This window comes from Pseudoalteromonas spongiae UST010723-006 (assembly GCF_000238255.3).
Taxonomy (GTDB): domain Bacteria; phylum Pseudomonadota; class Gammaproteobacteria; order Enterobacterales; family Alteromonadaceae; genus Pseudoalteromonas; species Pseudoalteromonas spongiae.
The window spans coordinates 25,285-42,706 of record NZ_CP011040.1 but is presented as its reverse complement, the minus strand read 5'-3'; the positions used below and the strand labels follow the sequence as shown (position 1 = coordinate 42,706).

Sequence of the window (17,422 nt, the reverse complement as noted above, 5' to 3'; positions counted from 1 at the left end):
AATGCTTATATTTCAATCATCTAGCCATACCCAAATTTTATCTGAGCTATTATAGGCAACATCATGAATTGACACCGAACCGGTTCTTAACAGCTTAGCGGTTTTATCGGCATTGTGCGTCATAGCAAAATCATACACGCTTTCACCATTACACATAAGCTTTTCACTAATTAGCGGAAGGGTTAAGTGATTTGTTTTTAAATTAGTTTTTAGCTTGAGTACCTTGTTACTTTTTACATCTTTGCATGCCTGTACTAATAAGCTCTCAATAGTCGATTTGTCAAACGCGATTGCCGCGCTAGGTAACACCAATAGCGATGCCGCTATTGCAGTAGTTGCTAATGCTTTCATACTCCATTCCTCACTCTCTCAGAACGCCTTTTAAAATTAGCAGAACCTAGTAATTTCGCCTGTTACAGAGGTAATCATAGTGTTAACCCGAGGATCTAACTGTAATGAAATATGTATTTGATGTGCTTTCAGCAAGTTGTAGATGAAAAAAAACCAGCAGAATTATCTACTGGTTTTTGACTTCACAACTGTTTAGGAGTTTTTTAATAAAACCGTTAAATTGACTCGAGAGCAATTTTAACCATTTCATTAAAACTATTTTGTCTTTCTTCACTTGGGGTAGCTTCACCTGTGATCACATGGTCACTTACCGTGAAAAGCGCCATTGCATTTGCGCCATATTCTGCGGCAACGCCATAAAGACCCGCAGTTTCCATATCAACTGCTAATACGCCAAGTTTATCTAGTTTTTGATAAAGATCGTTCGACGCTTGATAGAAAGTATCTGTCGTAAATACATTACCAACTTTAGCAGCGATACCTAAACGCTTCGCCGCTTCTACACCGTTTACCAACAGGTCGAAGTTAGCAATGGCAGCAAAATCGTAGCCTTGTACACGCGCACGGTTAACATTTGAATCTGTCGATGCGCCTTGAGCAAAGATTACGTCGCGAATTTTGATATCGCTACCAATACCACCACAGGTACCAATTCGAATTAAGTTTTTAACACCGTAGCTCACAATCAATTCACGCGCATAAATGCTCATCGATGGGATACCCATGCCAGATGCCATAATGCTCACAGGTTTACCATTATAAGTACCGGTATAACCAAGAATATTTCTTACAGATGTTACTTCACGTGCATCTTCTAAAAATGTCTCTGCAATATGCTTCGCGCGAAGCGGGTCGCCTGGCATTAATACCGTTTCGGCAAAATCATTTAATTGTGCGTTAATGTGTGGAGTACTCATAATCTTTCCTATCTAAGTTAACTGCCAAGCTGAGATTTAAAACTGTTACCGTATTCAAGTGGCGCAAGTGAAAACCATGTTGCTAATGTTTGACCTATGTCTGCAAAAGTTTCGCGCTCACCTAAATTAACTGGCGTCATACCAGGTGTATACGCTAAAACCGGCACATATTCACGAGTGTGATCTGTGCCCTGCCATGTTGGGTCGCAACCATGATCTGCAGTAATCATTAGCACATCATCTTTGCCAAGTAAGGCTAAAAATTCAGGTAAATAATCATCCAATTGCTTTAGCGCTTTGGCATAGCCGATCGCATCACGGCGATGGCCAAACTTTTCATCAAAGTCCACTAAGTTTACAAAGGTTAAGCTATGGTCTTTCGCCTGTTTAAATACCTCGGCGGTTTTAGCCATTAAGTTTTCAAGCCCTGGCGCTTTGTGTTTTTCGGTAATGCCTTGGTGTGCGTAAATATCAGAGATTTTACCTATGCTGATTACTGCACCATTATCTTCAGCTAGTTTGTCGAGTAATGTTGGTGCCGGTGGCAATACCGAATAATCACGGCGGTTGCCGGTACGCGCAAAGTTATCTGCTGCGTCACCTAAAAATGGACGTGCAATCACACGGCCAATATTGTATTCATCTAATAACTCACGCGCTATTTCGCAAATTTCATATAAACGCTCTAAACCGAAGGTGTCTTCGTGGCACGCAATCTGAAATACGCTATCGGTAGAGGTATAGCAAATAGGCTTACCTGTTTGCATGTGTTCTTCACCTAACGCTTCTAAAATAACCGTACCTGACGAGTGGCAGTTGCCTAAAATACCCGGTAGATTAGCGCGTTTTATAAACTCGGCGATAAACGCATCTGGGAAGCTATTTTGCTTATCGTGAAAGTAACCCCAATCAAATAACACTGGTACTCCGGCCATTTCCCAATGACCTGATGGTGTGTCTTTGCCTGATGAAATTTCTTTTGCATAACCATATGCTGCAATCGGAGCGTTACGCTCAGCCACTTGGCAATTGGTATTGCTTGCTTGTTCGCACGCATCAATTAATCCAAGTTTTGATAAATTTGGCAGCGCGAGTTTTTGGCCGGTTTCACCATGGTAAGCAGCGAGTAAATGTGCCAAAGTGTTTGCACCTTTATCACCAAAGCGTTCAGCATCAGGTGCAGCACCTATGCCTAAACTGTCTGCCATTAAAATTAGCGCTCTTGCCATAGTTACCTCAATTTAAAATAGCCTGATATACCAAATGCGGTTGTGTCTCGCCAAAAATAATTGGCGTGCCTGCATTTATTTTAGCCATTGGTTCACATTTCGCCTAGCTAATCACGCTCAGCGTTATAAATACTCTAGGCTGTGTGCCTAGGGTTACACAGGACTTTTGTCCTGTTTTTAACCAGTTAAAGGGGCTAAATTTACCGCTGTATTCAGGAAAGAACCGGTAGGCGTCACGAACTAAAGATAATTGTGCGCTTTTTTGCTAAGGTAAGTCACTGTTGTAATGATTTTAAAGGTAACGTTTTTGTGACACGCACAATTATCGCGATTGCAGGTGCATCAGCTTCTGGTAAATCGTTGTTTAGTCAAACTATTTACAATGAGCTTTTGAACGAACTAGCACCTGGTGCTATCGCTATTATTGAAGAAGACGCGTATTACCGTGATCAGTCTCATTTGCCGTTCGAACATAGAACGCAAACGAACTACGATCACCCAGACGCTTTTGAGCATGAACTTTTACTTGAGCACTTAAATCAGCTCAAGGAAGGTAAACCAGTCGATATTCCTGTATACGATTACGCAAAGCACACGCGCAGCGACCAAACTCGTCGAATTCAGCCAGCTAAGATTCTGATTGTTGAAGGTATTTTACTTTTATCAGATCCTAAACTGTGCGATGAGTTTAATATTAAGGTGTTTATTGATACACCGTTAGATATTTGCCTGATGCGTCGTATGCAACGTGATCTAGAAGAGCGCGGTAGAAGCTTACAATCGGTGATTGAGCAATACCAAGCCACGGTAAGACCCATGTTTTACCAATTTATCGACCCGTCGAAGCACAATGCAGATGTTGTTGTGACCCGCGGGGGGCGAAATCGAGTTGCCATTGATATACTAAAAAGCAAAATAAAACAATTACTTCAATAGAAGGTAACTTGGGAAATATATATGACCTCATTAATGAGTTTAGTTGGCATCGCGAGCTTATTAGCGCTCGCATTTTTATGCTCAACTAACCGAAAAAAAATAAATTTGCGCACCGTAGGCGGTGCGTTTGCGCTGCAAGTGCTGATCGGCGCATTTGTTTTGTACGTACCTGCAGGGCGTGAAGTATTAAACGGTATTTCAGTAGGCGTTGCCAACGTTATTAGTTACGCGAATGACGGTATTCGCTTTCTATTTGGTGGCCTAGCGGGAGATGAAATTGACGGCATCGGCTTTGTATTTGCAATCAAAGTACTGCCAGTAATTGTCTTTTTCTCTGCGCTTGTTGCGGTGTTATATCACTTACGAGTGATGGATTTTGTTATTAAAATTTTAGGTGGTGGCCTACAAAAGTTATTAGGTACATCGAAACCAGAATCACTTTCTGCAACCGCTAATATTTTCGTTGGCCAAACAGAAGCGCCACTGGTAGTAAAACCATTTATAGCCACGATGACACGCTCTGAATTATTTGCCGTTATGGTAGGTGGTTTAGCAACAGTAGCAGGCTCTATTTTAGCAGGCTACGTAAGCTTAGGTGTTGAATTAAAATACTTAATTGCAGCCAGCTTTATGGCGGCACCGGGTGGTTTCTTAATGGCAAAAATGATGGTGCCAGAAACAGAAACACCAAAACAAGATCTAAACGATTTAGATCATGGTGAAGAAAAGCCAGTAAACGTGATTGATGCAGCTGCAGGCGGCGCATTAAACGGCATGCAGTTGGCAATGAATGTAGGCGCAATGCTATTAGCATTTGTGGCACTAATTGCCCTAAGTAATGGCTTTGTTGGCTGGATTGGGGGTTGGTTTGATAACCCAGACCTAACAATTCAACAAATTTTAGGTTACGCCTTTGCACCAATTGCATGGTTGTTAGGTATTCCTTGGAGTGAAGCACAGCTTGCTGGTAGCTTCATTGGGCAAAAACTTGTAGTAAATGAGTTTGTTGCTTACTTAGACTTTATGAACTACCAAGCGCAGCTGAGCGAGCACACGAAAGCCGTTGTTACTTTCGCACTGTGTGGCTTTGCAAACTTGAGTTCAATTGCAATTTTACTAGGCGGTATTGGTGGTATGGCACCGAGTCGTCGTAAAGATATTGCGCAATTAGGTTTACGTGCGGTTTTAGCCGGTTCAATGGCAAACCTAATGAGTGCAGCGATTGCAGGCTTTTTCCTGTCAATTGCATAACGGTTACTCGGCTAGAAGTAACTTAACTTAGCAACGTAGTTACTCGTTTTTATTGCAGGCACGATAGAAATGAGTGTGTTGATAAATGTGCTAAATCAACAACTACAGCATGTGGGATGTAGGCTAAGTTAATACCTAAGGGTATAAAGTTACTTGTATAGCCGCTTTATTTAGCAAATAGGCAAAACCTGTTTGCTACCCAAATCCAAGTACTTGATTAACACTCCGGTACTGGAGCCCTGCAAAGGGTTGCCTAATTGTCTTAAGGGGTTAAGACTGGCAAAAAATTTGAACGATACTAGAGAAAACCAAAGGGCCCTTTATGGGCCCTTTTTATTTGTCTCAATTCTGTTAAGTATGAGATCAGAGATAGCGCTGGATAAATGACATGATAACAAGGCGGGATTGTTCTTATCTAGTTGTTCTACATTAATAAACTCTAACGCAGTTAGCATGATACTTGGTCCGCTAGGATGATTAGCTACTTAAGTGAATTGGAATTAAACTATTCAGGCTTAATATATTTAGCAAATACCCGCTTAAATTCACCGTTATCACGCAGTTTATGCGCCGCATCAATTAAACGCTGACGTTTTTCTGCATTGAGCTTAGGTGAAAACGAGCAATGTAAGTCATACGAGTTCACTTCTAATACATTAAAACGCCTTAGTCGGGTTAAGTAATTCGCTTCGCTATAGGATGCAACAAAACCATCTAATTCGCCTTTAGTAAAGCGCGTTAAGCTGTCTTTAGATGAGGTGCTATTAAAACGTTTAAGATTACCCGCCTCAAAATACTCGGTAAGATTAGGGTACTTATAGCCAAGCACAGTACCTAGTTTGAACTGCTTGTGTGAACTTAGCGCTTGCAGCGAGGCGATAGCCTGATCACTCACAATAATGTCAGCATCAGAATAAAGCACCTCACTCCATATAATAGAGGGCGCGTTGTACCAAATAGGGTTAGCATGACATTGTGCATCGATTTTGCCATCAATAAGGTACTGTTCAATACGCTTACGCGGCAAAGGAAGCTGCTTAGCCATAAACCCAGCCTCTTGCGAAATCGCATTACTTACATCAATCACAATGCCCGATACGCTTGTACCCTTTCCATTATTAATCACATGTGGCGCTGAATATTGCTGATTATAGCCAAAGCGAATAGCCCCTGCTGAAGCCGAAAAGGAAAGTGTTATTAAGCTCGCTGTAAGTAATTTTTTTAACACTGTAGTGCCCTTGGAAAAATAATTAGCAAGTGTAGTCTAGAATTTGCTGACTGAATACGAAAACTTAGCTCGTCGCAAACAATATCTTTATGGTTTTACGCATATTTTTATCATCTAATCGACCGTAGCTCATTACCAAATCGTCTTTGCCATCTAAGTTCAAGTCGCTTGTTACAACACGGCGACCTTGCATTGGCAAAGTGGTTTTATACTTGCTCGCGCGACGAGAAAAACTATGTTTATTATTAGCTAAATACACGTTAAACGCTTTTTGTTCATCCGACAGCACCCAATCTTTTTTACCATCACCATTTACATCGGCAAACAGCACTACAGGTGAGCCACTGCGCCCTTTCGATAAACTAAAACTTAGTTCAACCTCTCGTGTAATTTTATTTTTTGGGTTAAATTCGCCCTTTTCATTTTGATAAAAAAGATGCACATCTTGAGATACCGACCCCGATAACAACGCACCGATAATTTGTGATACGCCAATATCAAAACCCGACACCAAAGCCTCTAGTTGTTTATCGTTATCGATATCAAGCAAGTGCAGATCGGTTAATGTGCCTTCATCTTGAATAAGCGAATTCGTTTGGTTTTGAAAGATAAACTTTCCTTGCTCAATCGCACCTAAGTAGATTTCGTAATCATTTTGCCTATCAAGCGCACCGCTACTTCGTGTATAACGCACCACCAAATCAAAAATACCATCGTGATTAACGTCAACAACACGCTCTAGTTTGCGATACACTAAATTACTTTGGTCAAGTGAATCACCGTCGGCATCTTTGGTATGCCACCAGTCATCCACCATAATATCATCGCGCAATTTTATCGCCTGACCAGGGTTGCTTCCGACACTCGGCAGTAAATTCAATAAGCCATTTTCAAAACCGATAAGCTCTGAAATGTTGTCTTCATTTGTATCAAAAAAGGCAAAACGAGGCGGTTCAATTTCAGCACTGTGCCCTTCTATTTCTAGTCGTGCAGGTAAATCAACCTTGGCCATTTGATAGCCAGTCTCATCAGAAATATGCACATAACTGTGATTAAGATCTGTCGTGAAAAAGTCCGCTTTTTGGTCATCATTAATGTTGTAAACAAACTCCATTTTGCTTAGGTGTTGTGCACCACTTTTTTTCAAGTAGGTTTGAGTGTCAACAACCGGCACAACTAGCTCAGGCCCGTCAAGCGCTAACTGATAAATACCATTAGATGAAAATAAATAAACCTGCTGCGTGGTATCTTGCCACTTAGTAAAATCAACACCAAGCATAGTATCAGGCACTTTTACACGTTTTATGCGGTTATATAGCTGAGCCTCTGATGCAGCAAAAATATCAATATATTGCTGTCCGCTATGTGTGCCGATAAGCATTAATTCTTTGCCAGGATTAGGCAATAAATCTATTGGATAGACAGGGTGTGACAAGGTTAGATCGGTTTCTATTGCCACTTCATTAAATAAATCTTTTTTGCCATTTGCCAAGCTCGATGTACTGGCAAATCCCAGAGTAACGACTAATGCTGTTATTATTTTCATGTTACTTCCTCACTGTATGTCATCATAAACTATCAAATACTGGTGCTATCAGTAAAAGCAAATTAGTTAGAAAATGTTAATACGTGCAAAATGATTGATAAGTCGAACGTAGCAACGCAAAATATTAGCTATGCCAATGTTTGTCGCAGCGATGCAATGAAAGAACTGCCAGAAAAATATTATTTAACGCACTTTATCGAATTTGCTGAATTTATAAAATCCACGTCTTCTCACTTGTTAGGCGATGACGAGACAGCGTTTTTTACCGAGTTTGCAACACTACCAGAAGATGCCCAATGTATTTTGGTACGGATTGTAAACCGCAAATCCCCTTTTGTGCGAAAAGACACCCTAGTCTACAGTGAAGTGGCTGACTCTGGCGCGGCAATTAACCTTTTAAGAAAAGTTGGTTTTGTATCTCGCATAAATAAACACTGTTTTCACGACTTTATAAGCCAGCTTAATAAGCAAGACTTAATCGACTTAAGCATCTCATTAACGATTGATAAGCCAGCAAAAAGCGCAAACAAAAACAAATGGCTTAATTTTGTGAGCAACGCGCTGTCTAACGCTTTAAGTTACGACCAAGTTAAAAAAAGCCCCGTACTAACAAGCCATATTTACTTTGCCAAGCAGGACACGTTTCACTATTTATTGTTTTTATATTTTGGCCATTTATCAGGTCGCCTCAACCAATTTTCTATGCGCGATTTAGGTGTAATGCAAACCCAAAGCGTGCAACAGCAACAAGCTAACTTCAGCGATAAAGATGAAGCCAAAAGTGCGTTTTATTACGCAAACCAATTTAAAGCGATAAAGGAAGCCAATAAGAGCGACATCCCATTATTACAAACGCTTGCAGAGCAACTTATCGCTTCCGACAAACCAATCGGCTTTTTAGCTACGCAAAAGTACCACCACAGTTTGTATAAGCTGGCGGTTGTTTTAATCGAACACGAGCCAACTCTCGGTGAAACATTGCTTAGCCAATCACAACACCCTGCAGCACAAGAAAAATACATTCGCTTACTCTACAAAAGCGACAGAAAAGCACAGTGTGAGACTTTGCTGCTGGCTATTTTAGACGACCCCGACAGTGAAACCTTATTGCTCTTTGCCGAGGATTTTTATGCGCAAAAGTTTAACCAAAAGCGCACCAGTGTATTGACTGATATGCTCAAAAAATCAGGCGAGCCAATTGGTATTGACGAAGCGTACTTAGGTCAGGTCGAAACAGGTGTAAAGGACCGTTACATCAAACAGCATCGCCTGTGCTACTTTACCGAAAACAAGCTTTGGCGCGCGTTATTTGCATTAACTTTTTGGCATGAGCTATTTCAACACCCAGCATCACAGCGTGCCAATGAATTTTCGTATTATCCAAAAGTACTTAAGCAAGATAATTTTTACGACTTGTTGCACACAGAAATTGATCACAAATTGTCGGATTTTACCAACAATCAGAAATTCTGTGATTATATTAGTGCCACCATTGATCAATATTCAGGTGAACCGAATGGCCTGTTCTACTGGCATGACGAACTAAAAGATGTGTTAACCACCTTTATTCAATATGCGCCATTTGAGTCAATAAAGCATCATTTATTGGCAATGAGTAAAACCTTTAAAGCGCTTTGCGATGGCTACCCTGATTTAATGTATATTGAACAAGGTGAAGTGTTTTTTGAGGAAATAAAAGCGCCGGGCGATAGCCTAAGGCGTACTCAACTGGTCAGTATCAAACAATTAATAAACGCAGGTTTTAACGTATCAATTCAGCGCACCGAATGGCGTTTTAATAGTGAGCAAAATTACGTTGTCGTGGATATTGAAACCACTGGCGGAAAAAAAGATACTCATCGCATCACTGAAATTGGTTTGGTAAGAGTTGAACAAGGAAAAATTACCGACAGCTGGCAAACACTGGTAAATCCAGAACGTCATATCCCAAAAATGATTACCGAGCTTACAGGGATCAGTAATGAAATGGTTAAAGACGCCCCCAAGTTTGAACAAATTGCCGAAAAGTTAGATACATTTAGCCGTAATGCTATATTTGTCGCGCACAATGTTAATTTTGACTATGGCTTTATTCGACAAGAGTTTGCCCGACTCAATAAAAAATACACGCGCGCTAAAATTTGTACTGTACAGCAAGCACGTAAATATTTACCCGGTTTTAAATCTTACTCATTAGGTAAACTCTGCTGCGATCTTAATATTGAGCTAAAAAACCACCACCGAGCGCTCGATGACGCTAAAGCTGCAGCCGAAATTTTATTGCGCATAAATCACGTAAGAGCAGACCAATAAACCTAACTGTAAATGGGGTTTACATCAATGTATGCCTCATTAATTTCACATAAGCCATCACAAAAAATACTTCTTAAATTTTCCATTGCCCTACCCGCTACTTCACCTTAGTGCCTGTAATAAAGTGTGATAACGAAACGCGTATTTTGCGACTTAACTAGAGTAATCGATGTAGCTCAATTTGTGAGCGTTAAGGATTTATCGTTACCGCGCCTAGGAGGCAAAATGAAACACGCAAGTAAATGCATGCTCAGTCGCATCGCACCCGCAGTTATATTGTTCGCCATTTGTTATACGCATAGCAGTTCCGCTCAAACATCAAACACATGTGAAATAGAGCCGAGTTGGTTTAAAAACGGCAAAGTCATTAGGCCTGATGACAGTGCTTTTCCAGCAAACCCAAACAATTGTGATTTCCACCAATGGTCATGGCAAATGTTTTTATGGTTAATGGATGACGACAATGGCCAACCTCGCTTTCTCGGATTTGACTCACCACAGTCTTTAATCGGATTAGAGCAACGAGGCCTTTCGCCACGCACCCGAAAACAACCACATACAGGCGCATCATTTGACGAATATTTACAAGCGGGTACCGATGGCATCTTGATAGATCACGACCACCGTGCCATCTATTACTCGCAGTACATTAATCAAACCTTTGCCGACTTTATGCAAGGTAAAAGTGGTGGACCCGATTTAACAATCCCAGCAAATGTGCTCACAATGAACCCGCGTACTGCGTTTCCAATTATCGGCACCAAAGGCACGCTAGAGCTGAAAGCATCGTGGAAAATCGTTGGTAAAGATGACGATACCAGTAAGTTATTTACCATTGAAAAAGACATCGCGCAGTTTGAAAACTCACCATCTGGTATCAAAATCAATCCTGCAAAAGTCGAAAAGCAAACGCTTGCCTTAGTTGGCTTTCATATTGGTGGCGTCGTTGCCAATCACCCAGAAATGATTTGGGCTACCTTTGAATTTGATAACAATGCACCGGATGTGCCCGACGGCATGACACTTGACCAAATTGTCGCAGATCAAGATTACCTGTTTTACAAAAAAGGCACGCAACTTGGGAATTGCAATAAAAACGCGGCGGTTAGCGGCTTAGCACTCGAGCAATCAACGCAGAAATTTACGCCGATTACTCAAGTGTGTCGTCGCTATGCTTACGGCAATGCAGCGGGCCAAAAACAATCGAATACCGATAATATAAAATCACTTAATGCGAGCGTTAAAAAGCACTTACCAAATAACTTAAGTATTTGGCAAAACTACTTTGAAGTTGGCGCAATTTGGATCAACAACCAAGCAGCTACAGGTAAACCGGATGTATCGCCACTTAAACCTGGGCTCGACTTTGCCACTGATGAATATCTCACCGGTTCTTTAAAACTCTCTAACAGCACCATTGAAACTTACACGCAATCAGCAACCGCAATGAACAATTGCTTCCGTTGCCACAATACGGAACAAGCGTTTGCAAGTAAAGACGGATTAAAACCGCTACCAGCAACAAACTTAAACATTAGCCATGCATTTCAAAATATCTTTTTTTGGTCTCAAGAAAAAGAACAACGTGCCGCAATTGCCTACTTACAATCTCAAGGAGAGAAATAATGAGTTATTTCAGAGTTCACCCAAGTATCAACTTTGCACGTGTTGGCAATAGTGAAGAGTATTACATCGCCCCTGAAACCGCAGCAGGTACCATTGTTGATAAGCGCACCGGCTTATTTGGCGGTTTGCCAATAAAACCGGGTACAAACAATACACCGATAGACGAACACGATTTTCGTGATAGTCATGGCAATGTAAAACGCCAAGCAGCGCGCTTTCGCATTTTTGCTTATGACGACGAACAAACAACTTACCCATCAAATGACGGTGGCCGTGAAATAAATATTGGCGATAATATCGGCGGTAAAGTGATTAAAGATATTATTTGGCAGGTTCATACCGCAAATAAAAAGAACAACAACTTTACAATCACTTCCATTGTTGACGGCGAGCCTCAAGAAGAAGGGGTTATTGCCTATCAAAATGAAAACACGCCTCCGGTGCGAAACCCGAAGTTTGGCGATGACCTTAATACAGTCATGCGCCGCCAACAATTAGTGGTTGATCCGGGCCCGCGCGCTCTTTCGGTTACAAGTAATTCAAACACCTGCTTAAGCTTCGATAAAAAAACACCAGATAGCTTTATTGAAGAAGGCAAAATAGCAACCGCAGCGTCCTGCTATCCAAAAAGCTTTCCCGATGATTTTTTCTATATGTTTAATCCACTTGGTGAAATTTCGTCGCTTGGTGAAATGCGTATTGAAGAAAATACAGCAAGACTTATTGTCACTGGTGGCTTTGGTAAAGCCAGTGGCATACTTGGTAATAAAAGTGATAAAGACAAAAAGTGTTGCATTCCAAAACTAAACGGTGCGATTGATAATGATGATTGGTTTGACGATACATCTGATGGCCCAGTAACCGCCACCATTGTTTTTGATGATGGCTCGTTTGAAGAGGCTGTACACGGTTGGTTTGTATGTACAGATCCAAGTTACGCACCACAAACCCGCAATGTTGTATCGACCTGGGATGACGTTTACGATACATGGATACAACATTTAGCTCTAGCGCCAAATATATTTGACAATGGCTTTAATCATGACCATTTAGCCTCGTTCGATGGTGATGTTCAGCCAGTATTTCACGGTGCTTTCTTGCAACAATGGAATACCGCATTACCTGAAAAAGGCATTCAGGGCCATAAGCGCATGAAAGAAATAAAACCAAGCGACACCCCCAGTGAAAAAATCCCGTCATTTACCAGTTTGCTAAGAAAGCCATCAGCCCCGGGCACCAAAGACGAGCCAAACAATGAAGACGGTACGCGTAAAAAAATGCCACTGGCGCTTGGCGATGCAATGAAAAGCTTTTTATCAGTTACTGAGACCCAATATTTTTTATTGATGCAATGGTACAACAATAAGTTTAATGCAACTGCACCGAGCCTAGGCGAGGGGGAGCAACTCGATAAAGTAGTGTTAGAAAACTGTTTAGGCGGGCGTTATTCACCGGGCATTGATTTAACCTTTATTGTGCGTGATACCCATTTATATAAAACCGATTGGCACGGTAAAACAGGGCCATTTCGCATTAATATGGCAACGCTGGATTACAGTAAAGCAACTCAAAATGAGCCTTTTTTGCAGGTCGGATATATTCCACTGCGAGACAGTAAAGTAGAACCAGGCGATTTAAGTAAATTTATGTCGCAACCTTGGCATACTGACTACAACAGTTGTGCAACACACACGCCTGACCCAAATCCAACGATGCCAAACCCCAATGGGGAAGGCGAAGCAATCGCTGATAACACTTTGTACTGGTCTTGGCCCGCGCAGCGTCCGGTGACTGTCTACCCTAAGTTCTTATTTAAGTACGATGCAAATACCGGGCAGGGTAAAGGCGTATCACTTTATAGTGTGCGCGGCGATGAGGGTCATGGTACAAAAACATTCTACCCACAGCAGCAAGGTCGCTTTCAATGCTACTTCGACTTTGTTGAAAACTGGCATAAAGTTGGATTTGTTATTCAAGGTCTGCAGATCAATGATGACAGCACCAAGCAAAATTATGGACCCGATTATTTTCTTGAAGTTGCCAGCCAATTCGAAAGCAAAGGCGATGGTGTTGAAGTATGGCCGCAAGCATCAGAACCAGGTTATAAAGCACCCGATAGCTGTGGTCCAACCCAGTGTGATAAGTAAACTTTATGAGTGACATGCCAAATGGACATATTATGGCTCAGCCAATAATACAAATAGGCATAATCGGTGGCGGACCTGCGGGTTCTGCCACCGCACTTGCCCTTGCAAAAGAACTCACCTTAAGTAACAAACGCGTAAAAATAATACTTATTTGCGCGCCACAAGCTACTGCACCAAGTATCGGCGAAACAATCCCTCCCGCCGCGAGTTTCTATCTAAGAGAACTCGATGCTGAGCACATTCTAACTAGCAATAAACATTTAGTTTGCCCCGGTAGTAAATCTAGGTGGGCAGATGAAGTAACCGGTTATAATGACTTTTTTATTTCGCCAGTCGGAAAGGGCTTTCATCTTGATCGCAAACATTTCGACGCTGATCTTATTGCACTATGTAAAACTAGGGGGATAACAGTTTTCGAAAACACGAAAGTATCGACAATAGATTCGTCAAAAAAAGGTTACGTATTACACTGTGATAATCACACCATCAGCATAGCATGCGATTTTTTAATTGATGCAACCGGGCAGCACCAAGTTGCAGCAAAGAGCCTAAATATTAGCAATAACGTGTTTGATAGCGTGATTTCAGCCTGCGCCTTTTTTGAACTTGAACACACATCAGCTAGTACCACACATACTCTTGTTGCTAGCGACCCAAATGGATGGTGGTACGGTGCTATCTTGCCAAACAACAGAGCTATTATCAGCTTATGTACTGACGCAACGGAGTTAAAAACACAAAAGCTAACTTGCTATGAGAATTGGTTAAATTGTTTAAAAGCCAATAACTGGTTTTTTCAGCAATGCACAACGTTTTTGCAAGATAAAACAAAAACTCCTGTAAAGCTTTACGCTAAAGCGGCACCATCTGCCATTTTATCGAACGTGATTGGGCATAATTGGCTTGCTGTTGGGGACGCAGCATCAAGTTACGATTCGATTTCATCGGCAGGAATTACGAAATCGCTAAAGCACGCAGGTGTCGCGGCAAAAGCGGTAAAAAAGTGGCTTGAAGCACCACAAAAAGACTCTTTGGAAGACTATCAATCGCTGGTATTTAATGACTTTAATGCATTTATTTCATTGCATCAGCAACAATATCAACAAGGCGCAAATAAATACCCCAACGCCAAATTTTGGCAACGACGCTTAGTTCCTAACTAACCTGAGCTGGCAACAGCTAAACCTATTGCCAACCCATTTTCCACACTTTGGGATCTTTTAAGCTACGCCAGTTTATGCTTTGTTCGCGCTTGGTTAAAATCGCTTCAATAATACATTCAACCACGTTATTTTCTTCATTAAATTCAACACTGGTTACCATAAAATGCTTTTCTTTATTTTGCGGTGACACTGCCGTCCATTTACTGTGTAAGAGTTTATTAGGGGAAAGGGCGTGTTGCATAAAATCTCGAAACCAAAATTAAAATTTCCGACTTAATTTAGGTCACTTTTAGAAGCGAGCTGCTTGCTCAACCACTAATGCGTGACGCTCTGCTAATCGCTGATGATCTTTATCGTACCCACCACCAATCACAGTGGCTACTGGTACGCCTTTACGCTGGCAAATCTCAAGCACAGCATAATCACGGGCCGCGATACCTTGCCAACTAATATCAAGCTTGCCTAAGGTATCTTGTTGCCAAATATCTACACCAGCATCGTAAAGAACAAGCGAGGGATTTAGCTGCTCAATTAAGTCATTAAAAGTAGTTGATACGATATTTAAATAATCAGGATCAGTTAACCCTATCTCTAAGCCAATATCTAAGTCGCTGTGTTGCTTTCGAAAAGGAAAGTTCTTTTCACAGTGGATTGAACAGGTAAACACATAAGGGTTATGGGCAAGCATCGCCGCAGTACCATCGCCTTGATGCACATCACAATCAAAGATGAGTACATTTCGCGCTTTACCTTCATTAATTAGCCGTGTTGCTGTGTAGGCCAAATCATTTACCATGCAATAGCCTGAACCAAAATCATAATGCGCATGATGCGTGCCCCCAGCTAAATGACAGGCGATACCGTGTTCAAGCGCAAGTTCAGCCGCCAAATGCGTACCTAACGGTGCGGTAAAGGTGCGTGCCATTAATTGTTCTGACCATGGCAAACCTATGCGTCGCATCGCCTTGCTATCAAGTTGATTATGAAAAAGGTCGTGTACGTAACTTTCACAATGCACTAATTCCATCGGTTTAAAATCCCCCACCGGCGGCTGATATAAGTTGCGCTGATTGATATACCCTTTGCTATCTAAATATTGATAAAGACGTGCAAATTTACTCATTACAAAGCGGTGTTTTTCATCAAAACTAAATGAATAATTAGGGTGGTAAACAAGGGGTAAGTTGGGATTAATCATTGTGACTTTGGTAAATTGTTATGACTGATAGTGTAACTGAAACAAGGCACTGCGTCTTTGCCAAAACACCATTATTCATACCTGTTCATCAGAATAATTGCGCAGCAAAGTGGGGAAATTACATGCACCTATTGATTAAAAAAACGCATTAGTTGCCACCATAATCTACTGGTAACCACTATCAAATTAAGTAATATATTCTAAACAACTAAATGCTAGAGTCTTTTTGTGTATCAAGATGTCGCTGTCAATCACTTACCAATAATTACATCACCACAGGAACTGGGTGGATTTAACTTTTCACCCGATATTGTTTGGGTATTTGACTTAGACCGTCATGGATTTTGGTGGGGCAATAATCATGCCCTTAACTTTTGGGGACTAAGTGATGTGCAACAACTCATCGACAAAGACTTATCTGCTGATACCGAAGGCGCACGCAAGCGCACCGAACAAACCTTTGTAAAAGCCGCGCAAGAGGGCTTAACTAACGACCCTTGGACAACTTACCCTAATGGTGAGCCAAAAGTGATGTTAATGCGTCATGTAGCTGTGTTACTGGGCCCAGAAAAGCACCGCGGCATTATTGCCTTCATTAGCGAACAAATGGATGCCACCAGCCAACCAGAAAACCTGCTTTTTGCAGAAGCGATGCGTTACACCACTGTTGCAGTGAGTTGTTACGATATGCAAGGTAAGCGACTGTTCGAAAACCCCGCGTTTACGCAGTGGTATTCAACAATAAAACAAGACACTATCAGTGACTTTGAGCTGCGTTTTGCCAACCCGGTTGAAGGTAAAGAACGCTTAATGGACTCTCAGCAGCACAAAGCGGGTTGCCAAGAGCACATAATGCTTACAAAACTTGGTGAAAGACGACATAACGTTGATATTCGCATTAGTCGCCATCCCTTAACTGGCGATTATGTGTTTCTTGTTACTGAATATGACATTACCGAGCTTCATGACACTATTGAAGAGCTCAAACACACCAAAAACGAGCTTAAGAAAATTGCGCACTTCGATCCTCTAACTAAATTACCTTCGGTATGGCTCACTAAAGAGCGCCTAGCAAGCGCGCTAAAACAAGCCAAGCGCAATGAAACACTGTTAGCTGTAATGTTTATCGATTTAGATGGTTTTAAGCAGGTAAATGATAGCTATGGCCACAGTAGTGGTGATGAATTACTTAAGCAAGTAGCGATTAGACTTAAAAGCACATTCAGAGAATCAGACACAGTAGGGCGCTTAGGTGGCGATGAGTTTTTAATTTGCCTACCGAATCTTGCAAACAAACAAGACGCGGTTAGGCTCGCTGAAAAAGCCATCAACGAAATCGCGAAAGACTATCAAATTAAAGATGCAGTCGGGCAGGGTAACAAAGTCAATATTAGTGCTAGCTTAGGTATTGCTTATTACCCTGATAGCGGCGATACATTAGAGGCACTTATTCGTACTGCCGATGAAAAAATGTATCACGCTAAGCGCGCTGGTAAAAACCGCTTTTCATATTAAAT

14 protein-coding genes are annotated in these 17,422 nt (G+C 41.5%); 7 read left to right on the top strand and 7 right to left on the bottom strand.

Annotated features, from left to right (window positions below):
* Positions 1-12: 12 nt before the first annotated feature.
* The 3 genes from PSPO_RS14700 to PSPO_RS14690 form a co-directional block, all read right to left on the bottom strand.
* Positions 13-351, bottom strand: coding sequence for a DUF3718 domain-containing protein (locus PSPO_RS14700; RefSeq protein WP_010558406.1), 339 nt, complete (start codon positions 349-351; stop codon positions 13-15).
* Positions 352-566: 215 nt separating this feature from the next.
* Positions 567-1,268, bottom strand: a complete 702-nt coding sequence (deoD, locus tag PSPO_RS14695) for a purine-nucleoside phosphorylase (protein WP_010558407.1) — start codon at positions 1,266-1,268, stop codon at positions 567-569.
* A 17-nt stretch (positions 1,269-1,285) separates the two neighbouring features.
* Positions 1,286-2,497 (bottom strand): phosphopentomutase, encoded by a 1,212-nt coding sequence (locus PSPO_RS14690; RefSeq protein ID WP_010558408.1) that lies wholly within the window; start codon positions 2,495-2,497, stop codon positions 1,286-1,288.
* A 309-nt stretch (positions 2,498-2,806) separates the two neighbouring features.
* On the opposite strand from PSPO_RS14690, the gene udk reads away from it, so the two are divergent.
* Both udk and PSPO_RS14680 read left to right on the top strand, forming a co-directional pair.
* Complete coding sequence (gene udk / locus PSPO_RS14685) at positions 2,807-3,433, top strand: uridine kinase (protein WP_040642196.1); 627 nt, start codon at positions 2,807-2,809, stop codon at positions 3,431-3,433.
* Between the two features lie 21 nt (positions 3,434-3,454).
* Entirely contained in the window at positions 3,455-4,684 is a 1,230-nt protein-coding gene (locus PSPO_RS14680) for a NupC/NupG family nucleoside CNT transporter (protein WP_010558410.1), read from the top strand.
* A gap of 505 nt (positions 4,685-5,189) precedes the next feature.
* On the opposite strand, the gene PSPO_RS14675 is transcribed toward PSPO_RS14680, so the two are convergent.
* Complete coding sequence (locus tag PSPO_RS14675; protein WP_010558411.1) at positions 5,190-5,912, bottom strand: substrate-binding periplasmic protein; 723 nt, start codon at positions 5,910-5,912, stop codon at positions 5,190-5,192.
* A gap of 64 nt (positions 5,913-5,976) precedes the next feature.
* Positions 5,977-7,458: an FG-GAP repeat domain-containing protein gene (locus PSPO_RS14670; protein WP_010558412.1), complete on the bottom strand. Its 1,482-nt coding sequence runs from the start codon at positions 7,456-7,458 to the stop codon at positions 5,977-5,979.
* Between the two features lie 90 nt (positions 7,459-7,548).
* Between PSPO_RS14670 and PSPO_RS14665 the strand changes: the two genes are divergently transcribed.
* From PSPO_RS14665 to PSPO_RS14650, 4 genes are all read left to right on the top strand, one after another.
* Positions 7,549-9,771: an exonuclease domain-containing protein gene (locus PSPO_RS14665; RefSeq protein WP_010558413.1), complete on the top strand. Its 2,223-nt coding sequence runs from the start codon at positions 7,549-7,551 to the stop codon at positions 9,769-9,771.
* A gap of 225 nt (positions 9,772-9,996) precedes the next feature.
* Complete coding sequence (locus PSPO_RS14660; RefSeq protein ID WP_010558414.1) at positions 9,997-11,397, top strand: hypothetical protein; 1,401 nt, start codon at positions 9,997-9,999, stop codon at positions 11,395-11,397.
* Positions 11,397-13,544, top strand: coding sequence for a LodA/GoxA family CTQ-dependent oxidase (locus PSPO_RS14655; RefSeq protein ID WP_010558415.1), 2,148 nt, complete (start codon positions 11,397-11,399; stop codon positions 13,542-13,544). Before PSPO_RS14660 ends, PSPO_RS14655 begins: the two co-directional genes overlap by 1 nt.
* Before the next feature lie 32 nt (positions 13,545-13,576).
* Positions 13,577-14,707, top strand: a complete 1,131-nt coding sequence (locus PSPO_RS14650) for an NAD(P)/FAD-dependent oxidoreductase (RefSeq protein ID WP_040642086.1) — start codon at positions 13,577-13,579, stop codon at positions 14,705-14,707.
* Between the two features lie 22 nt (positions 14,708-14,729).
* On the opposite strand, the gene PSPO_RS14645 is transcribed toward PSPO_RS14650, so the two are convergent.
* A complete protein-coding gene (locus PSPO_RS14645; RefSeq protein WP_010558417.1) occupies positions 14,730-14,948 on the bottom strand; it encodes a TIGR02450 family Trp-rich protein in 219 nt (72 codons plus the stop codon).
* A gap of 48 nt (positions 14,949-14,996) precedes the next feature.
* Positions 14,997-15,905 carry a histone deacetylase family protein gene (locus PSPO_RS14640; RefSeq protein WP_010558418.1) on the bottom strand — a complete coding sequence of 303 codons (909 nt, stop codon included), beginning with the start codon at positions 15,903-15,905 and terminating at the stop codon, positions 14,997-14,999.
* Between the two features lie 228 nt (positions 15,906-16,133).
* Here PSPO_RS14640 and PSPO_RS14635 point away from each other — a divergent pair, with 228 nt between their 5' ends.
* Positions 16,134-17,420, top strand: a complete 1,287-nt coding sequence (locus PSPO_RS14635; protein WP_010558419.1) for a GGDEF domain-containing protein — start codon at positions 16,134-16,136, stop codon at positions 17,418-17,420.
* Positions 17,421-17,422 lie beyond the last annotated feature (2 nt).